This is a genomic window from Sphingosinithalassobacter tenebrarum, from assembly GCF_011057975.1.
Classification (GTDB): Bacteria; Pseudomonadota; Alphaproteobacteria; order Sphingomonadales; family Sphingomonadaceae; genus Sphingomonas; species Sphingomonas tenebrarum.
In genome coordinates this window covers 2,232,750-2,249,298 of sequence record NZ_CP049109.1, presented here as the reverse complement: position 1 = coordinate 2,249,298, position 16,549 = coordinate 2,232,750, and the positions used below count along the sequence as shown (strand labels likewise).

The 16,549-nt window shown below is 63.8% G+C and carries 20 protein-coding genes, 1 tRNA gene and 1 other RNA gene; 12 read left to right on the top strand and 10 right to left on the bottom strand.

The genetic code is table 11. The annotated features are described in order from the left end of the window. Positions 1-178 precede the first annotated feature (178 nt). The 9 genes from pspA to G5C33_RS11035 all read left to right on the top strand — a co-directional run bounded on the left by pspA (position 179) and on the right by G5C33_RS11035 (position 5,286). Complete coding sequence (pspA, locus tag G5C33_RS11075; protein WP_165327264.1) at positions 179-847, top strand: phage shock protein PspA; 669 nt, start codon at positions 179-181, stop codon at positions 845-847. Positions 848-850: 3 nt separating this feature from the next. Next, complete coding sequence (gene pspB / locus G5C33_RS11070; RefSeq protein WP_165327263.1) at positions 851-1,123, top strand: envelope stress response membrane protein PspB; 273 nt, start codon at positions 851-853, stop codon at positions 1,121-1,123. A 1-nt stretch (position 1,124) separates the two neighbouring features. Further along, positions 1,125-1,505, top strand: coding sequence for an envelope stress response membrane protein PspC (gene pspC, locus G5C33_RS11065; protein WP_165327262.1), 381 nt, complete (start codon positions 1,125-1,127; stop codon positions 1,503-1,505). Positions 1,506-1,537: 32 nt separating this feature from the next. Further along, positions 1,538-1,837: a hypothetical protein gene (locus tag G5C33_RS11060; protein ID WP_165327261.1), complete on the top strand. Its 300-nt coding sequence runs from the start codon at positions 1,538-1,540 to the stop codon at positions 1,835-1,837. 11 nt (positions 1,838-1,848) lie between these two features. After that, the gene (locus G5C33_RS11055) at positions 1,849-2,118 is read left to right on the top strand and encodes a hypothetical protein (RefSeq protein ID WP_165327260.1); all 270 of its coding nucleotides are present in this window, start codon (positions 1,849-1,851) and stop codon (positions 2,116-2,118) included. Between the two features lie 170 nt (positions 2,119-2,288). Further along, on the top strand, positions 2,289-2,564 hold the full coding sequence (locus G5C33_RS11050; protein WP_165327259.1) for a hypothetical protein: 276 nt from the start codon (positions 2,289-2,291) through the stop codon (positions 2,562-2,564). A gap of 12 nt (positions 2,565-2,576) precedes the next feature. Continuing rightward, complete coding sequence (locus G5C33_RS11045; RefSeq protein WP_165327258.1) at positions 2,577-2,834, top strand: hypothetical protein; 258 nt, start codon at positions 2,577-2,579, stop codon at positions 2,832-2,834. A gap of 111 nt (positions 2,835-2,945) precedes the next feature. Further along, positions 2,946-3,353: a SufE family protein gene (locus G5C33_RS11040; protein ID WP_165327257.1), complete on the top strand. Its 408-nt coding sequence runs from the start codon at positions 2,946-2,948 to the stop codon at positions 3,351-3,353. A gap of 58 nt (positions 3,354-3,411) precedes the next feature. Further along, positions 3,412-5,286 (top strand): AsmA family protein, encoded by a 1,875-nt coding sequence (locus G5C33_RS11035; protein WP_228275291.1) that lies wholly within the window; start codon positions 3,412-3,414, stop codon positions 5,284-5,286. Positions 5,287-5,291: 5 nt separating this feature from the next. Here the strand turns inward: G5C33_RS11035 and G5C33_RS11030 are convergent, their stop codons facing one another. Continuing rightward, positions 5,292-5,597: a thioredoxin domain-containing protein gene (locus G5C33_RS11030; protein WP_228275036.1), complete on the bottom strand. Its 306-nt coding sequence runs from the start codon at positions 5,595-5,597 to the stop codon at positions 5,292-5,294. Beyond that, on the bottom strand, positions 5,594-6,130 hold the full coding sequence (locus tag G5C33_RS11025; RefSeq protein ID WP_165328830.1) for a J domain-containing protein: 537 nt from the start codon (positions 6,128-6,130) through the stop codon (positions 5,594-5,596). The genes G5C33_RS11030 and G5C33_RS11025 overlap by 4 nt, the downstream gene beginning before the upstream one ends. Before the next feature lie 153 nt (positions 6,131-6,283). Between G5C33_RS11025 and G5C33_RS11020 the strand changes: the two genes are divergently transcribed. Further along, complete coding sequence (locus tag G5C33_RS11020) at positions 6,284-6,448, top strand: hypothetical protein (protein ID WP_165327254.1); 165 nt, start codon at positions 6,284-6,286, stop codon at positions 6,446-6,448. Positions 6,449-6,524: 76 nt separating this feature from the next. Here G5C33_RS11020 and rnpB read toward each other — a convergent pair. From rnpB to G5C33_RS10980, 8 genes are all read right to left on the bottom strand, one after another. Then, positions 6,525-6,901: RNase P RNA component class A (rnpB, locus tag G5C33_RS11015), an RNA gene on the bottom strand. A gap of 11 nt (positions 6,902-6,912) precedes the next feature. Next, on the bottom strand, positions 6,913-7,545 hold the full coding sequence (locus tag G5C33_RS11010) for an N-acetylmuramoyl-L-alanine amidase (protein WP_165328829.1): 633 nt from the start codon (positions 7,543-7,545) through the stop codon (positions 6,913-6,915). Between the two features lie 136 nt (positions 7,546-7,681). After that, entirely contained in the window at positions 7,682-8,554 is an 873-nt protein-coding gene (locus tag G5C33_RS11005; protein WP_165327253.1) for a CheR family methyltransferase, read from the bottom strand. Then, positions 8,551-9,516, bottom strand: coding sequence for a chemotaxis protein CheB (locus G5C33_RS11000; RefSeq protein WP_407698084.1), 966 nt, complete (start codon positions 9,514-9,516; stop codon positions 8,551-8,553). The genes G5C33_RS11005 and G5C33_RS11000 overlap by 4 nt, the downstream gene beginning before the upstream one ends. 127 nt (positions 9,517-9,643) lie before the next feature. Further along, complete coding sequence (locus G5C33_RS10995) at positions 9,644-10,009, bottom strand: response regulator (RefSeq protein WP_165327252.1); 366 nt, start codon at positions 10,007-10,009, stop codon at positions 9,644-9,646. A gap of 62 nt (positions 10,010-10,071) precedes the next feature. Further along, the gene (locus G5C33_RS10990) at positions 10,072-10,515 is read right to left on the bottom strand and encodes a chemotaxis protein CheW (protein ID WP_165327251.1); all 444 of its coding nucleotides are present in this window, start codon (positions 10,513-10,515) and stop codon (positions 10,072-10,074) included. After that, positions 10,515-12,836, bottom strand: coding sequence for a chemotaxis protein CheA (locus G5C33_RS10985; protein ID WP_165327250.1), 2,322 nt, complete (start codon positions 12,834-12,836; stop codon positions 10,515-10,517). The genes G5C33_RS10990 and G5C33_RS10985 overlap by 1 nt, the downstream gene beginning before the upstream one ends. 53 nt (positions 12,837-12,889) lie before the next feature. Continuing rightward, entirely contained in the window at positions 12,890-13,534 is a 645-nt protein-coding gene (locus tag G5C33_RS10980; protein WP_165327249.1) for a histidine phosphotransferase family protein, read from the bottom strand. A 170-nt stretch (positions 13,535-13,704) separates the two neighbouring features. Between G5C33_RS10980 and G5C33_RS10975 the strand changes: the two genes are divergently transcribed. Beyond that, a tRNA-Glu gene (locus G5C33_RS10975) sits at positions 13,705-13,780 on the top strand. 420 nt (positions 13,781-14,200) lie between these two features. Beyond that, positions 14,201-16,549 carry a CRISPR-associated endonuclease Cas3'' gene (locus G5C33_RS10970; RefSeq protein WP_407698083.1) on the top strand — a complete coding sequence of 783 codons (2,349 nt, stop codon included), beginning with the start codon at positions 14,201-14,203 and terminating at the stop codon, positions 16,547-16,549.

Below are 16,549 nucleotides of genomic sequence, written 5' to 3'. Positions count from 1 at the left end.
CGCAGCGGTTGCCTGCTCGATCGTTTTCAGCGCGATTTTCATGCTGAGCTCGGTCGGCCCCGCCATCGCCTGAAGCCGGGCAAACCAATTCCGCTCACTTGCCCCGGTGAGCGGTTCGCGCCGGGACGGGGCCCCCTAGCCGTCCCGGCGCCACCCACCACGAAGGAGTAGCGTTGCAATGGGCATCTTTTCACGAACCCGCGATATCATCGCCGCCAATGTCACCGACTTGCTCGACAAGGCCGAGGACCCCGCGAAGATGATCCGCATGATCATTCTGGAGATGGAAGAAACGCTGGTCGAGGTTCGCGCCTCCGCCGCTCGCACCATCGCCGACCAGAAGGAAATGCGTCGCCACATCACCAAGCTGGAAAAGCTCCAGGAAAGCTGGACCGAAAAGGCCGAGCTGGCGCTTTCCAAGGATCGTGAGGATCTTGCCAAGGCAGCGCTGATCGAACGCCAGAAGGCCGCCGACATGTGCGAACAGCTCGAAAGCGAGATTTCGGTGCTCGACGAAGCGCTCAAGGCTTCGGAAGAGGATATCGCGAAGCTGCAGAACAAGCTGCGCGAAGCACGCACCCGCCAGAATTCGATCATGACGCGCCTCGAAACGGCGAACAACCGTTACCGGATGCGCGAAATGACCAACGGCAGCCGCATGAGCGAAGCCTTTTCGCGCTTCGACATGCTCGAACGCCGGGTCGATTTCGCCGAGGGGCGCGCGGACGCCGCCGGCATGGGCGATCAGCCCAAGACGCTCGACGAGGAAATCAACGAGCTGCGTTCGTCGGAGAAGGTCGAAGCCGAACTGGAAGCTCTGAAGAAGCGCGTCAACAAGGAGGGTTGATCGATGGAAGACATTTTCATGCCGATCATCGTCCTCGGCATTCTCTTCATCGGACTTCCCTGGGTGATCCTTCACTATGTCACCAAGTGGAAACAGTCCGCCTCGATCACCAACGAGGATGAGAAGCTGCTCGACGAGCTTCACTATACGGCCCGGCGCCTGGAGGACCGGCTGCAGACGATCGAACGGATCATCGCCGCCGACAATCCCGATTTCCGCCCTGCCCCGCCGGCTTCGGAAGAGGCCGACCCCTATGACTATAGCCGGAGGAATTGAGATGTCCGCCAGCCGCACCAAATTCTATCTCGACAAGCAGAACGGCAAATGGTCCGGGGTCTGCGCGGGCATCGCCGACTATACCGGCGTGGAAGTGATCTGGGTCCGCCTTGGCGCGGTCCTGCTGACCATCGCCGGGGGCTTTCCCTGGACGCTGATCGCCTATTTCGCAGTCGCATGGATGGCCAGCCCCAAGCCCCTCGGGCTCTATGACAACCCGGAGGATGCCAAGTTCTGGCAGGGCGTTCGGACCAATCCGCGTCGCTCGACTTCGGAAGTCCGGTCGAAATTCCGCGATATCGACCGTCGCCTGTCGGATATCGAGGTTTTCTACACCAGCCGCAACACGCGCCTGGCTGATGAAATCGAAAATCTGCGCTGAACGCAGAGCAATAACGAACAGGGAGCAGTGAGATGAGTTGGAGTGGTCCGGGTTTCATATTGGCGATCATCGCGATCTCTACGATCGGATGGGTGATCACCACCGCGATCCGCGCCCGCCACGGATATCCGCTGGAAAATGAATGGGGCGGCAGCGCGCAGCGCACCGACCCCGAGGCGGATCGCAAGATCGCGCTGCTCTCGAACGAGAATGAACGGCTGACCGGCCAGATTTCGCGGCTCGAGGAACGGATTGCCGTTCTCGAACGGATCGCCACCGATCCCGGTGAGCGCACCCGCCGCGAAATCGACGCACTTCGCGACGCCGACTGAGGAGAATTGTCATGGACGCAACACTGATCTTCTTCTTCGTGATCGTCGTCGGCCTGCCGGTCGTGATGGGCATCGGATATGCCGGGTTCGAACGCTGGCTGAAGCACAAGGAAGCGATGTCCGAAGCCATCACCGCCCAGACCGCCGAAAAGGCCGCGCAATATGCGGCGCATACCGAACGGCTCGAACGACGGGTGCGCGTCCTCGAGCGGATCGCCACCGACCGCGGCGTCGATGTCGCCGAAGAAATCGAAAATCTGCGCGACCAGTCGATGAACTGAGCGCGCCAGGGAGCGAGTATAAGAAAATGACCGTCGTATTTGGAGTTATCGCCACCTTCTGCGCCCTCGGCGTCTGGGCCGCCGAAAGCCGGGACCGCCCCCGCCGCCGGGCAGAGCGCGAAGCAGCGCTGACGCCCGCCGAATAACCACCACACAAAGGAGACAGACCCATGAACCCCTTTGAAATGGTCGTCGCCATCATCGTGGTGGTCACGATCGGCAGGGTGCTTCAGGCCCGCTACGGCATTCGCAAGGACTGGCGCGGCAACGAATATCAGGTCGATCGCAACGATGGCGCTTCGGCCGCAGAGAACGCCCGGCTCCGCGAGGAAGTCCGCACGCTGAAGGACCGGGTACAGGTTCTCGAACGCGTGATCACCGACAATGACAGCAGCCTGCGGCTCGACCGCGAGATCGAAAAGCTGCGCGACAAGAACGAAGCCTGACAGGAGGACGATGTGGCAACCGACCCCAACATCTATCTCACCGTCGCCGCCGCCGGCCTGATCGGCCTGGCAATGATGATCACCGCGGGACTTTCCGGCTGGCGCGGCTGGCTCGCGCTCAAGCAGGAAGAGCTCAGCAATCGTCGCCCGGTGCGCGATCGCGAAGGCCCGGCCGAAGACAATGGGACGGTCGGATCGCGGATCGAGATCGCCGATCTCAAGGAACGCATCCGCAAGCTTGAGGCGATCGCCGCCGGCGTCGACCTCTGACCGGATCGGAAGCCGCCCGTCCCCCATCGAGGCGGCTTTCGTACCCACCGACGGGCTCCCCCGACCCTGGCAAAGGGTTCACAGGGAGCCCGTCTTCGCTATAGCGCGCCCATGCCGACGCTCAGCGAAATCCACGACGAATATGACTTCCTCGAAGCCGATGACCGCTATCGGCTGCTGATCGATCTGGGGCGCCAGCTCGAACCCATGCCCGAGGCGCTCAAGACCGACGCGACGCTGGTGCGCGGTTGTTCGGCGAAGGTCTGGGTCTATCCCACCGTCCGCGACGATGGCCGGCTCCATTTTCTGGCGGATTCCAACGCCGCGATCACCAAAGGCATCATAGCGCTGGTGCTGGTCGCGGTTCAGGACCGTAGGCCGGAGGAAATCGTTGCGATCGACATTACGGCCGAGCTTGAGCCGTTCGACCTGCGCAATCAGCTCAGTTCGAACCGGACACAGGGCATTCCCAACATGATTGCCCTGATCCAGGAGACTGCGCGGCGATACGCCGGCTGAACGGAACGATCCGGGCGCTCGGGCGCTCCCCTTGCCTTGAAAGGCAAGGAGAAATCCCATTCCCGCAACGTTTGCAGACGTCGGCCGCTGGACGCAGCGCCACTGGCGCTATCTCCTGGCCGGCCTGCTGGCGTTGCTGGTTCTCGCCACGCTGGCGCTCGCCGCCTTTCCGTGGGGGATGCTTGACGACACCATACGGCGCGAACTCAGCCGGTCGTTGGACCGGCCGGTTTCGATCGGTTCGGTTGCTCGCGTCGACGGCGTGTCGCTTCACCCGGTTATCGAAATACGGAATCTTTCCATTCCGCAGCCCGACTGGGCCGAGACCGACCAGCCCATGCTGCAGGCCGAGCGCATAGAGCTGGGCTTTTCGGCGCTCTCGCTGCTCTGGGGCTCAGTGCGGATCGAACAAATCGGACTCGAAGGGGTTGAGGCGCGGCTGATCCGGCGCGCGGACAAGCGCACCAACTGGTCCGGCGAACCCGAGGGTAGCGGCTCCGGCGGGGCACCGCTGGCCGGGCTTTCCCGCTTAACGTTGCGCAATGTCGCGATAGACTATCGCGATGCCGTGAAGGATCGCAGCTTTCGCGTGACGCTCGCGGGCAGCTCCGACAAGGGATTGCGGCTGAACGGCAACGGCACGGTGCGCGGCGCTTCGGTAACCGTGCGTGCGCAGGGCGCGGGTTTCGCAGTTCGCGAATCCGGTCGCTGGCCCTTTGGCCTGCAAATTGACGGAAGCGCGGTGGGCCTGACGCTGCAAGGCACAATGGGTGCCCCGCTGGCCTTCACCGATCTCGATGCGCTGGTGAGCGCCCACGGCAGCGATCTCGCCAATGTCGATGCGTTGATCGAAGCCGGTCTGCCGAGCACGCAGCCGGTGCGGATGGCGGCACAGTTGTACCGTGACGGCGAGACGTGGCGGATTGAGGACCTCACAGGCAGGGTCGGCCGTTCCGATTTCTCCGGCCGCGCCACGCTGCTCAAAAAGGATGGGCACACTCGCATCGACGGCGAACTTCACGCCGATCAATTCGATTTCGCCGATCTCGCATCCGACGCCGGTCGCGCCGAGGCAGCCGCAAAGACCGCCCGCATCGGCGAGCGCGTCGTGCCCGATACCGCGATCGACCTGGACAATCTCGGCAATACCGACGGCGTGCTGCGGATCACCGCCGATCAATTGCTCTGGCCGGGATCCAAGCCGTTCCGTAGCCTCGACGCGGTGCTCGAGCTGGAAGGTGACACGCTGACGATCGCGCCACTGACATTCGGCATGCCGAACGGCACCCTGGCCGGCGAAGCCACGGTAACGCAGAAGGATGCCGGTCCCGAACTCCATCTGCAGCTCCAACTATCCGAGGGCCAGTTGGCCGATCTGTTTCCGTCCGCCGGCATTTCCGCGCCGGCGCACGGCAGAATCGCGCTGACCGGAACCGGCGACACTGTCCGGGCTGCGATCGGCGCGGCCGACGGCCGGGTCGCGCTCACCGCCGCCGGGGGAAGCATTCCCGAAGAGACGGCGCTGCTCCTCGGCCAGGACGTCGGCGGAGGACTGTTCCCCGATGATGCGGAACAGGCACGGCTGCGCTGCCTGGTCGCGGGCTTCGATTTCGCAAACGGAACCGCGACACTGCGCAACGTGCGGATCGACACCAGCCGGGCGCTGACCCGCGCGGGCGGCACCATCGCCTTCCCCGACGAAAGGCTGGCGATAGCGCTCAACGGCATACCCAAGCAGGACGTGACGTTGCGAGTAGAAGGCGCGGTTCCCGTGCGCGGCACGATCAAATCGCCGTCGATCGACGAACCGGAATCGGCGGATTCGATCGGTGATTTCATCGGGCAGCTCGCCGAAGCGATCTTCGGCGAGGACAGCCCGCGCGCAGCCGATCTCGATTGCGAACGCGCCGCGGCGGAAGCGCTGAATTTCTGAAGCGGTCAGTCGTCCGAAAGCGCCAGCGCCGCGGCCACTTGATCGAGATCGGCGCCCGGCTCCACCAGCTGCCATTCGCCGGGCATATCGGTGTTGACGACCGTTACGGCGTTTTTGGGACAGATGCCGAGGCATTTCACCTCGACGATCCCGACGGCACTCTTGCGTCCCTTCTTCAACCCCAGATGTTTGCGCAGAGCCTTGGCGAGCGACTGTTTGCCGTTGGGGCCGAAGCCGCCGCCGACCTTTTTCGAACATTTCGAACAGACGAGAATGGCGTTCGACCAGTTGGACCGGACGCGAGTCTTCAATCGGCCCGCCACTGCCGCCGGTCCTCGGCGGATTTCAGGACGTCCCATGCCGCCTGAATCGCGTGGAAGCGTTTCGCGGCTTCGGCATCGTCAGGCCGTACATCGGGATGGTTTTCCTTGGCGAGCCGGCGCCAGGCGGCGCGCGCGGATTCGAAATCGGCATCCGATTCAAGTTCCAGCACTTCCAGTGCGCGCATTTCGTCACGGGATCGCGTGCCGTCGCCGGGCCCTGCCCAGCTGTAATGGCTGGTCTCGGCAAATCCGCTGGCATCGCGCCTTTCCTCGGCCTCCCGCTTGGCCGCTTCCTCGGCGGTCAGCCCTTCGAAATAGTTCCAGTTACGGTTATATTCCGCCGCGTGCCGCTCGCAGAAATACCAGCGTTCGCGGCTGTTGGGCGACTTGGGCGCGGGACGATCGCCGGGCTCTTCGCACCCGGCGCGGTCGCAAAGCTTGACCTGCGTTGCTTCGCGGCTCGCGCCATAGCTGCGCCACCGCGGAAAGCCCCAGTCATTGGATCGTGTCGAACGGCTCACACGCGCAAGATAGGCATCCAGACCGCCGCTGGCCAGAGTTGCAGCGAAGTCGCGGTCCAACAAATTTCCGGTCGGAATCGGTGACGCCGACTCGACATGAGGACGTTGATATCGCTATCGCGCCGCGCGGTTCTTTTCCGCAAGAGTGCATAAATGAGTAATCTTCTGAGGCGCCTCGGCTGCATGGTGGGGAAACACCACCGTTCGCGCCGGCTTGCCAGACTGGACCCGCGCGACGGCCAGATTTTCAGCCAGTGCACGCATTGCGGCGTTCAGATGAAGCGTGTTTCGAAAGGAAACTGGACCGTCGCCCGCTGACGCCACGCGGGTTTCTTTCGCCGGCGGCGCAAGCGCCGGAGCTTTGCGGCGGCTGCCGCGAAACAGCACGAAGGTAGCGGCCAGAGGGCCTGTAAGCCGGGTTCTGTCCACGCGCGAACGCGATGGGCGACCATTCCTCTAGGACGACGCTCGCGCGCCGCCTCAAGCAACCAACCCGGGCGACGGGCCGGAACCAGGCCCATATGCCGCCCCTATTCGGTCTTGCTCCCGGTGGGGTTTGCCTTGCCGCTTCCGTTGCCGGTCGCGCGGTGCGCTCTTGCCGCACCCTTTCACCCTTGCCTGCGTCCCGAAGGGCACATTGGCGGTCTGCTCTCTGTGGCACTTTCCCTGGGGTTGCCCCCGCCGGGCGTTACCCGGCACCGTGGTTCCGCGGAGCCCGGACTTTCCTCGCGGCATCCGAAACGGATGCCCCGCGGCCGCCCGGCCCTCTGGTTGGGCCCGACTTAGTCGTCGCCCTGCGGTTTGGGAAGTAGCAGCGCGAGCAGGATCATGCGGCACTCGGCGTCAATCTCGCCGTCGATTAGCTCGGGGCGGAAGCGGCGCTGAAAGGCCGTGACGGCGGCCTCGGGCTGCTCGACGTCATAGCCAAAGCGTTCGAGCGCCATCAGGAAGCCGCCATCGGTCCATCCCGGATCCATCAGATTCTTCGTCGGGCGCGGGAGCGCGAGCCGCAGCCGCGCCAGCTTGCCCCAAGGAAACAGCTCGCCTGGATCCTGCTTGCGCGCCGGCGCGATATCCGAATGGCCCACGACGTTGCCGCGCGTGATGCCGTGCCGCCGTTCGATATCGTGCACCAGAGGAACGAGTGCGCCGATCTGTTCGTCGGGAAATGGGCGATAACCGAATTCATGCCCGGGATTGACGATCTCGATACCGATCGAGGCGCTGTTCACATTGGTGATACCCCGCCAGTACGAGCGGCCCGCATGCCAGGCGCGCTTGTCCTCGTCGACCAATCGCAGAATCGTGCCGTCCTCGGCCACGAGGTAATGCGCGGAAACCTTCGCCTCGGGGTCGCGCAGGCGGGCGATCGCGGATGCCGCATCGACCATGCCGGTATAATGCAGCACCAGCATCGTGATCGGCAGCGTGCGCTCGTCGAAATTCGGCGACGGCGCTTCGATGATGTTCAGCCCATCCTGCACGGACTACCCCCTTGGGACCGAGATAGCCTGCGTTAGAGAATGGCAAGCCGGTTGGGCAAGCGCAGTGTTATCCGGCCTCGTGCGTCCCGCCGGACGGGGCGGCTTCGCTGTCCAGTCGCGCATAGAATCCGCGATACCGCTGCGACGGAACGAATGCATCGGTTTGACCGATCACAGTTTCTCCGGCGCCGAGCACGAGCAGACCGCCCGGACGCAGGGCCTCGGCGAGCGTTTCGAACACGCGACGGCGCAGCGACAACGAGAAATACAGCATCACGTTGCGGCAGAGGATCATATCGAATCTGCCCGGCGGCGGCGGGTCGATCGAGAGGTTATGTTGTCGAAAACGGATGCGGCGGACCAGCTCGGGCCGCGCGGTCCAGCCGCTGTCCTTGCCTTCGAACCATTGCATCATGCGGCGAACCGGCAGGCCGCGCTGGATCTCGAACTGGGAATACCGGCCCGTTCGCGCGCGTTCGAGCGCGGAAACGGATATATCCGTCGCGACAATCTCTGGAATATTCCAGTTTCCTGCGGCCTCCTGTTCGGAAAGGAGCATCGCGAGGGAGAGCGGCTCCTGTCCGGTCGCGCATCCAGCCGACCAGATCCGCAGCCGGCGCTGGGGCGCCTCCTGCTGAAGGTCGGCAAGCGCCGCTATCGCCGTGTCGAGCACGGCGGCGTCCCGGAAAAACGATGTTTCCTGATTCAGCAGCGCATCGACGAGCCGGTCGGCGATCTGCGAGTCGCGCGCCGTGATCAGCATCGACACCAGTTGATCCAGGGTCTCGAGGTTCAGTTCGCGCAGGATCGGCTTCACCGCCGTTTCGATCCGCCAGGCGCGGTTGGCCGCGATCTGCTGGCCCGTGCGCTGTTCCAGCAGCGCCGCGATCATGTTCATTGCGCCGCTCGATGCGGCGGCGACAGGCTGCGCGTGCATCATGACGGCCGCTTGCGGCTGGCGATCAACCTGCCGATATCGCTCGGGGACAGTGCCGCGCTCGCCTGGCCGGCATTGAACACGCTGCCGGGCATGCCCCACACGACCGAGCTTTCGCGATCCTGCACGACGACGCTTCCGCCCGCCTGCACGATCGCACGCGCGCCTTCGCTGCCGTCGCGTCCCATGCCGCTCAGCACAATGGCCAGCGCCCGCGCGCCATAGGTCTGCGCCACCGATGCCAGCATCGGATCGACTGACGGCATGCAGCCATTGGCGACCCTGTCATGGCTCAACCGGATCGCGGTGCCGTCGGACATGCGCACGCAGCGCAGATGCGCGTCCCCCGGCGCCACGATCAGTCGCCCGGGGCGGATCCGCATGCAATCCGTCGCCACTTCGCAAGGCCGCCCCGCGAGGACCGCGAGCTGCGTGGCGAAGTAGCTCATGAACGAGCCGGGAAGATGCTGCGTGATCAGAATCGGCACCTGAAAATCAGGCGGAACTTCTCGCAGCAACTGGCTGAGCGCGTGGATGCCGCCCGTCGAGGCGCCGATCGCCACGACATCGAAATCGTCCGCAACCTTGCAGGCGGCAAGGTTGCCCCGCATCGCCCCCGAAGCTTCGGCGGGCGCGTCGAGCAGGCGCTTCACCTTCTCGTGCAGTACTTCCGAAAATTTGCCGGCGAATGCGCCGATGCCGGGTTTGACCAGCGTATCGGCAGCGCCGAGTGCCAGGGCCTGGATCGTCGCGGCGGCACCATCATCGCAGGTGGAGGAAACGATCAACACCTTTGCGCCGCCGCTGGCCGCGAGCACATCCGGCAGCGCCGTCAATCCATCGACACCGGGCATTTCGATGTCGAGCAACACGATATCGACCTGTTGGGTCTCGAGAAATCCCAGCGCGGCCTGCACATTGCCAACCGCATTTGCCACGACGAACTTCCCGCTCGATTCGAGCATCCGCGCGAGAACGGTCCGCGCGACCACCGAATCGTCAACGATCAGTACGCGCGCGGCTGCGGGCAGCGCCGTCGCGTCGTCGGTCCTAATTTTGAAGGCACGCGCCACGGCCGCTTCTCCGTGCGGCTCAGGCGACGCCGACGATCTGCAGCTTGCTCTCGAGCGTTTCGCGGTCAAAGGGTTTCATCACATATTCGTCCGCACCCGCTTCGATCGCGGCACGAATATAGGCCATGCCGTTCTCGGTGGTGCAGAAGACGACCTTGGGCTTTTGCGAAAGCCCCGAATCCTTCAGCGCGCGCAGAAAATCCATCCCGCTCATCACCGGCATGTTCCAGTCGAGTAGAATCACGTCGGGCGCCGCGGTCATGCAGCTGTCGAGCGCTTCGCGACCGTCGCCAGCCTCGCGCACTTCGAAATGGAGGGTTTCGAGGATGTGACGCGCAACCTTGCGGATCACCTTCGAATCATCGACGACCAGACACGTCTTCATAAACCCCGTTCTCCACTCCAGTACCAAGCCGCGCCTTGTGCCCCAAATGCTTTAGCGCAGCGTTAATGTGCCGACAGGTTGGCCGGTGCGTGCCCCGGAACGAGCCGATGCAGATCGATCGCCAGAATCGGCTCGCCATCGCGCTCGATGATGCCGGTGCCCGCCGCGCGCCAGCTGGCGTCCAGCGCCGGCCCTCCCGTCAGGATTGCCTGTTTCTCGAATGGCGCCACATCTTCCAGCGCATCGACCAGCAAGGCGTAATGATGGCCGTCCAGGACCGTGATGACGGCCCGCTGCTGCGTCCCGCAGGAAGATTCGAGCCCGAGAACCGCCGGCGTGTCTACAACGGTAACGACGCGGCTGCGCAGTGCGGCAAGCCCCCGTATATGGCTGGTGGCGCGCGGCACGGCGGTTACTTCGCCGATATCCACCACCGATTCCACCTGGTCGGATTCGATTGCGACGGCCCGTCCGGCGACCTGGGCAATGAGATAGAGTTCCGTCATCACGCCGCTCCCCGGCTGATCAGATGGGCTTCGAGTGCCGAAAGCAGCGCGGCCCGATCGTAGCGGTAGATCGTCCGGTCGTCGGCCCCCGAGCGTGTCTTGCGCCGACGCAGCCGGACGACCGGCGCTTCGCTGTCGGCACTCGCCTCGCTGTCCTCGAAGGTGAGGACAACTGCCGGATCGACGTCCCGCTCCCCGGCCAGCGCGACGCGATATCCCGCCGATTCGAGCAACGGACGCAGGAAGGCCGCCATCCATCCCTGGCCATCGTCGTTGAGCAGGCACACAGGCTCACCGCCGCTATCGCTATCCTCGCCGAAATTGGCGAAGACCCAGAACGGGTCGAGCAGTTCGATCTGCTCGCCTTCGAACAAGGCGACGCCGGTTGCGGCGCCACCGGCGTCCGAAGCCCGGATGTCTCGCAGCATCACGATGTCGAGCGCGTCGTCGATGGCATAGGAGACCTCTCCGCTGCCGTCTTTCAGACGCAGAAGGCTGACGACGCTGCGGTCGCCCACTTCGCCTTGCGTGGCGATGGGCAGCAGCCGTTCGTCGATAGTGACGCGCAGCCGACCGGCGCTGAAACGAATCCGATCGGCAGCGATCTTCTCGACACGGTCCACCACCTCAAGCGGCACGGCCCGTACAGCACCGTCGAGATCGCGGAAAAGCAGTGATTCCAGACCGCCCTCCTCGGCGTCCTCGACTGGTTCGGCTTCGTCCGCGACCAGGACCCGATTGAACTCCAGTCCTGCAACATGCGCGATACCGGCGGGATCGAGCATCAGCATTGGCGACCCGCTATCGGGCAACGACTGCCCGGCATAGACACCCGTAGCCATGACCGCCGGCGAGGCGGGCTTGATCACCAGTTCCTCATTATCGAGCACACTGTCGACCATCAGTGCATAGCTGCCCGAACCGATCGACACGATGGCAAGCATGCGCGGCTGATCATTGACGACGGCATCGACGCCGAGCAGTTCGGCCAGGTCGATCAGCGGCAACCGCCGGTCGCGAACCGTCGCCACCCGGGCGCTGCCGACGGTGTCGATACGGATCGCCTCACCGCGATTGGCGACGATTTCCTCGATGTTGGGCCGTGCGATTGCGAAACGCTGATCGCCCACACCGAGCACGATCGCCGAAATAATCGACAAGGTCAGCGGCACGTGCAGCGCAATGCGTACGCCGCGACCGGGGCTGTTCTCCACTTCCACGCGTCCGCCGATCTGCTCGATCGCGGCGCGAACCACGTCCATGCCGACTCCGCGGCCCGAAACCTCGCTTACTTCGTCGCGCGCCGACAGACCCGGCTCGAAGATCAGCTGCATCTTCGTCGCGTCGGACAGACTGCGCAATTCGCGTTCGTCGCGGCCGCCGGCCACCAACTTGGCGATCAGCCGATCGATGTCGATACCGCGCCCGTCGTCGGCGATTTCAACGATGATCTGGTTACCCGACTGACGGGCGGCGACATAGAGGCGCCCGTTTTCGCGCTTTCCCGCCTTGCGCCGATCGGCCGGCGCTTCGATGCCGTGATCGATCGCGTTGCGCATCATGTGGACGAGCGGATCGCGCAGTACTTCGATCATCTCGCGGTCGAGTTCGACGTCGGAGCCTTCGATCTGCAGCATCACCGACTTTCCGAGCCCGGCGGCGGTATCGCGCACCATGCGCGGCAGCGCCGAAAACAGCGCGTCGATCTTCTGCATGCGCGTGCGGGTGACTGTATCGCGCATTTCAGCGACGGTATTCGAAAGCCGTTCCAGCGCCGCTTCGATCTGCGGATCTATCTGATGCGCGCGCAAATGACGCGCCAGTTCATTGCGTGCGAGCACCATGTCGGACATGCCGCTCATCATCCGGTCAAGCAGATCGACGTTCAGCCGAACACTGCGATTGGGCGCGCGGACAGCCGCGGATGCGGCAGCCGGCTGCGCGACTTCGTCCAGCCCCTCGGCCAGCGCCGAAATGAGCATATCCTCGCCGCTGTCGTCGAGGCTGCGTCCGCCATCGATTGCCTCGACGATCTCACCGATGCGGTCGACAACTGCCAGAACGGCGTTGACGAGCCCGCGATCGGGCGCACGTTCGCCGCGACGCACCTGGTCGAGCACATCCTCGGCGGCGTGGCTCAGCCGTCCCAGGCGCGGAAGGTCGAGGAACCCGCAGCTTCCCTTCACCGTATGCACGAACCGGAAAATGGCGTCGAGCCGGGCGCGATCGCCGGGAGAAGCCTCCCACGCGACAATCTCACCCGAGAGCGCTTCCAGCGTCTCGCGCGTCTCGGCGATGAATTCCTGCAGCAGGTCGTCCATGATGCCCCACGTTTAAGCCGGGCGACCATGTACGCTGGGTGGTTAAGACCTCGTTATCCCACGCGGAAAGCTGCGCCGAACAAGAGAAACTCCGCATCGGGCGGAGAAACCTGAAGCTGCCCGTTGCCCGCGGATACCAGCGCCTGCACCAGATAGGCAGCAGCGGCGCGCGGTGTCACCGGGACTTCGTCCGAGCCGCCCGACAGGGCGACGCGCAGTTCGGGGTCGAGCACGATGCGCGGTCCGTCGGCACGCACGACGATTTCGACCTGATCGCCGACCACTTCGGCACCGATATCGAGCTGACCGCCGCGAATCAGAGCATCGCCGGCGATCAACGCCAGATTGAGCAGCACCTTGATCGCCTGTTTCGGCAACACCGAATCCTCGATCATCCAGCCGATCTGGACGCGCTGATTGTCGCCGAACAGTCCTTCGATCGCGGCATGCGCCTCGCGCGTGTCGACAGTTTCGCCGAATCCGCCGGCAGCGCCGAAAGCAAGACGGAAGAATTTTAGCTTGTTGGCCGAAGCGCGCGCGCTTTCGCCGAGCAGCTCAAGGCATCGCGCGCGCATTTCGGGGTCATGTTCATCCGCGAGCAGCTCGAGCCCGTTGTTGAGCGCGCCGACCGGACTGAGCAGATCATGGCACAGGCGAGAGCAGAGAAGGCTCGCAAATTCGGTGGGACTGATGTTCAACGAAAGCCTCCGGTTTCCCCTCGAGCGCCTTTTGGACGACGCGCGTTCGCGCCGCAAGGATTGCTTGCGCCGGGCGTGATCTGTCCGGGCCGGCGTCGTCGCTTTCTGCCCTGACGCATTCGCTTGACGCATCCCCCGCTCGCTCGTAAACGCGCCGCTCCCGCAGCAGCGGCCCCTTCGTCTAGCGGTCTAGGACGTCGCCCTCTCACGGCGAAAACACGGGTTCGAGTCCCGTAGGGGTCACCAGTAATTTCAATGACTTGGCACGAAGAAACCTGCGTGGATTTGCAACTTACTGCAAATTTACTGCAAAACCGTGGTCGGAAATCAGCGAATTTTCATGGATTGTTCTGGAGTGATCCCTTCCGGTCCTGCTGCCGCGGAGCGGATTAACGACCGTCTGATTCGCGCCCGAAAATCCGATCATTCACCCCTCACCGCCGATACGCTAAAAGCGGACGGGCTGTCGCATGAACGGAATGGCCGCCGCCGCCAACGTAGCTGACATTCCCAGCTTCGAATTAGCGCGCCAAAAGCAGTCGTATATTCAGATATTCGCCGATGAAGGTAGCTTGATAGGGAGAGGAACGCTTCAACTCTTTCCAGAAGAGGCGCAGCAAAGATTTCATGGCCCAGTGCAACGGGCTATAAGCTTCTGCCCAGGGTATAGGCGGGATAAAGCACCTGAATATCAGCGACCAGAAAAACCACTTCTTCGCCCATTCGATTGAAGGCGCTCCAGATTGTGTCAATTGGGAGCCGCTCGCGGATCATCTGTCGGCGGTCGGTGCGCTGGCCGGAGAATTTGCCGGTATCTTCGGCGCTTCCGGACCGGCGGTCGCGAGCGGCCTTCTCCACGATATCGGAAAGGCCTCCACCGAGTATCAGGACTATATCGCTGGCAAGGGGCCAAGCCCGAACCACAGCACAGCGGGCGCGATAGAGGCGATACGGCTATTTCCTCATCCGCTGAGCAAGATGATCGCCTTTGCTGTGGCGGGGCACCATGCCGGGCTCGCCAACGGGGCCGGGCATAATGACTATGGCCGTTCGACGCTGGAACAGCGCCTCAGCGAAGCGGGCGAACTACCGGACTATTCAGGCTGGGAGAACCATGTTGAGGGCCTGCCTGATATGGCGGCCATGGTGCCGAAACGGCAGTTCGAGCCGAACGCCCATGGCCCGCTTTTCGAACGTGCGTTTCTTACGCGGATGCTGTTCTCCTGCCTGGTCGATGCCGATTCGATTGCCACCGAACGATTCTATGCCAGGGTCGAAGGCCGCGACCCGCCGCCACGCGGCGGGGTGCTGACGCCCGATCATCTCGCACTGGTCCGCGAAAAGACCGAAGCAAAGCGCTCTGACGATACCGCAGTGAACCGCATTCGCGCCACGGTTCTCGACCACGCTGTTGGAAAGGCGGCGCTGCCCCCCGGCCTGTTCACACTGACCGTGCCGACCGGCGGCGGAAAGACGCTGACATCGCTGCGCTTCGCGATCGAACATGCCGCACTGCACGGCCTGCGACGAATCGTCTATGTCATCCCCTATACCTCGATCATCGAACAGACCGCGGCGATATTCCGCGACGTGTTGGGCGAGGATGCGGTGCTCGAACACCATAGTGCATTCGACTGGGACGGAAGCGCGCCCGCCGATGGGGACGATGTCGAACACGAAGGCCGCGCAGGCCTCGCCAAATTACGGCGCGATTCTGAAAATTGGGATGCGCCGGTGATTGTCACCACCGCAGTGCAGTTTTTTGAAAGCCTGTTCGCGGCAAAGCGCGGCAAGGCGCGCAAGCTGCACAACCTGGCGAACAGCGTCATAGTACTGGACGAGGCGCAGAGCCTGCCCGTCCGGCTCCTCCACCCCTGCCTTGCCGCGATCGAGGAACTGGCGAACAATTACGGTGCCAGCCCGGTCCTGTGCACCGCCACCCAACCGGCGCTACGCCGCCAGGACGGCGCATTGCCAAAGGGTGTGGCGGGGCTCGACATCGACGATGAGCGCGAACTCGCCCCCGATCCGAAGGCGCTCTACGGCGTGTTGAAACGTGTGGAGATCGAGTGGCCCGTTGCGGGCGCTCAGGTGACGGACGAAGATATTGTGGCCGGCTTTGCGCAGGCGCCGCAAATGCTGTGCATCGTCAACAGCCGCGCCCATGCGAAGGCGTTATATGATGCTATCGCCGGGACGGACGGCGCCTGCCACCTGACCACGCTGATGTGTGCGAAGCATCGGCGCGCGGTGCTGGCGAAGCTTCGCAACGACCTGCGCCACGACCGTCCGGTCCGACTGGTTAGCACCAGCCTGATCGAGGCAGGCGTGGATGTGGACTTCCCCGAAGTTTGGCGCGCGATGGCAGGACTGGATTCGATTGCGCAATCAGCGGGCCGCTGCAATCGCGAAGGAAGGCTGAACGGACGGCTTGGCCGTACCGTGGTTTTCGACCATGCCGACCGCCCGACGCCCCGCGCGTTGCGACTTTTTGCCGAAGCCACCGGTTGGGTCCGGCGCCAGGGGCTGGACCCGCTCGGCCTTGTTGGGGTTCGCGAATATTTCAAGGAGCTCTATTTCCGCAAAGGCGCCGACCAACTCGATGCCGCGACGCTTCGCGGCGAGCGGTTCGCGACCCTGCCCGCGATCGCGGCGGCTGGACGCAGCTTCGACTTTCCCTTCGCCGCCATCGATGCCGCTTTTCGCCTGATTGAAGAAACGATGGAACCCGTCCTCATTCCCTGGGACGACGAAGCCCGCACGGCGATCAACATCCTGGAGCACGCTCCCCTCCCGCCCGCCGGCGTCACCCGCAAGCTGCAGCAATATACGGTGCCGGTGCCCGCAAATGTGCGCGCCGCGATGCTGGGGACCGGCGCGGTGCAGGCGGTGCGGCCCGACCTGTACGGCGACCGCTTCGTGGTACTGGAGAGCAGTTCGCTGTACGACCGGGACACCGGGCTTCGACTGGACGATCCGACGTGGCGGTCGGCGGATAGCAATTTCATTGTTTGA

Coding starts and splice junctions, on each gene's coding strand:
- G5C33_RS11040 (WP_165327257.1), top strand. CDS start 2,946: ATGCCGACGCTCAGCGAAATCCACGACGAATATGACTTCCTCGAAGCC.
- pspA (WP_165327264.1), top strand. CDS start 179: ATGGGCATCTTTTCACGAACCCGCGATATCATCGCCGCCAATGTCACC.
- pspC (WP_165327262.1), top strand. CDS start 1,125: ATGTCCGCCAGCCGCACCAAATTCTATCTCGACAAGCAGAACGGCAAA.
- G5C33_RS11055 (WP_165327260.1), top strand. CDS start 1,849: ATGGACGCAACACTGATCTTCTTCTTCGTGATCGTCGTCGGCCTGCCG.
- G5C33_RS11005 (WP_165327253.1), bottom strand. CDS start 8,554: ATGATGCACGCGCAGCCTGTCGCCGCCGCATCGAGCGGCGCAATGAAC.
- G5C33_RS11010 (WP_165328829.1), bottom strand. CDS start 7,545: ATGCTGGTGCTGCATTATACCGGCATGGTCGATGCGGCATCCGCGATC.
- G5C33_RS10985 (WP_165327250.1), bottom strand. CDS start 12,836: ATGGACGACCTGCTGCAGGAATTCATCGCCGAGACGCGCGAGACGCTG.
- G5C33_RS11000 (WP_407698084.1), bottom strand. CDS start 9,516: ATGCTCGAATCGAGCGGGAAGTTCGTCGTGGCAAATGCGGTTGGCAAT.
- G5C33_RS11060 (WP_165327261.1), top strand. CDS start 1,538: ATGAGTTGGAGTGGTCCGGGTTTCATATTGGCGATCATCGCGATCTCT.
- G5C33_RS10995 (WP_165327252.1), bottom strand. CDS start 10,009: ATGAAGACGTGTCTGGTCGTCGATGATTCGAAGGTGATCCGCAAGGTT.
- G5C33_RS11050 (WP_165327259.1), top strand. CDS start 2,289: ATGAACCCCTTTGAAATGGTCGTCGCCATCATCGTGGTGGTCACGATC.
- pspB (WP_165327263.1), top strand. CDS start 851: ATGGAAGACATTTTCATGCCGATCATCGTCCTCGGCATTCTCTTCATC.
- G5C33_RS11020 (WP_165327254.1), top strand. CDS start 6,284: ATGAGTAATCTTCTGAGGCGCCTCGGCTGCATGGTGGGGAAACACCAC.
- G5C33_RS10990 (WP_165327251.1), bottom strand. CDS start 10,515: ATGACGGAACTCTATCTCATTGCCCAGGTCGCCGGACGGGCCGTCGCA.